This window comes from Enterococcus spodopteracolus (assembly GCF_030441955.1).
GTDB classification, from domain to species: Bacteria; Bacillota; Bacilli; order Lactobacillales; family Enterococcaceae; genus Enterococcus_B; species Enterococcus_B spodopteracolus.
In genome coordinates, this window is record NZ_JARJHD010000049.1 from 1 (window position 1) to 976 (window position 976).

The 976-nt window shown below is 55.8% G+C and carries 2 protein-coding genes; both read right to left on the reverse strand.

Annotated elements, in window-relative coordinates:
- A partial coding sequence (locus tag P3R27_RS14350; protein ID WP_301399132.1) for a major capsid protein occupies nucleotides 1–565 on the reverse strand: 565 nt, incomplete at its 3' end.
- 55 nt (nucleotides 566–620) lie between these two features.
- Entirely contained in the window at nucleotides 621–953 is a 333-nt protein-coding gene (locus tag P3R27_RS14355; protein ID WP_001297109.1) for a head decoration protein, read from the reverse strand.
- Nucleotides 954–976 lie beyond the last annotated feature (23 nt).

Here is a 976-nt window from a genome sequence, read left to right on the forward strand (position 1 = left end):
GCGCGTAGGCTTCGATATCGTCGGTCGGGTCATACGTGGACTTGTCACGCTTGCTCCACTCCGTGCCGCCGGACTGCGTGATGTTATTCTCCTCACTGCGGCCCATATCCACCTCAACCGGATCGAAGGCTTCACCGGTCATGGTGTATTTGCCCTTAAGCACGGCAGAAACTGCCTGCATCTCTTCGACCTGAGCAATGGCCAGCTCTTCGTCACGCATGTTCTGCATGATGATGCGACGGCGGCGGTAAGCCGGGTCCGCCAGATTCTGCGGATCTTCATCCGGCAGGCGACGCAGGGTCATCTGCGGATTCACTTCATGCTTCGGCTTGACATATCCCGGCGTAAATTCAGAGGTGGAGCCGCCACGGGAACGGATAACCTCACCGGAAACAATCGGCGAAACGTACAGCGCCATGTTTACCAGTCCCGGAATTTGTGAGAGATAGACTTTCTCCGTGGTGAAGGGATAGCTCTCACGGAAAAAGAGACGCAGAAACAGCGGATCAAACTTAAATTTCTGCTCATTTGCCGCCAGCAGTTGGGCGGTTGTGTACATCGACATAAAAAAATCCCGTAAAAAAAGCCGCACAGGCGGCCTTTAGTGATGAAGGGTAAAGTTAAACGATGCTGATTGCCGTTCCGGCAAACGCGGTCCGTTTTTTCGTCTCGTCGCTGGCAGCCTCCGGCCAGAGCACATCCTCATAACGGAACGTGCCGGACTTGTAGAACGTCAGCGTGGTGCTGGTCTGGTCAGCAGCAACCGCAAGAATGCCAACGGCAGCACCGTCGGTGGTGCCATCCCACGCAACCAGCTTACGGCTGGAGGTGTCCAGCATCAGCGGGGTCATTGCAGGCGCTTTCGCACTCAATCCGCCGGGCGCGGTTGCGGTATGAGCCGGGTCACTGTTGCCCTGCGGCTGGTAATGGGTAAAGGTTTCTTTGCTCGTCATAAACATCCCTTACACTGGTGTGT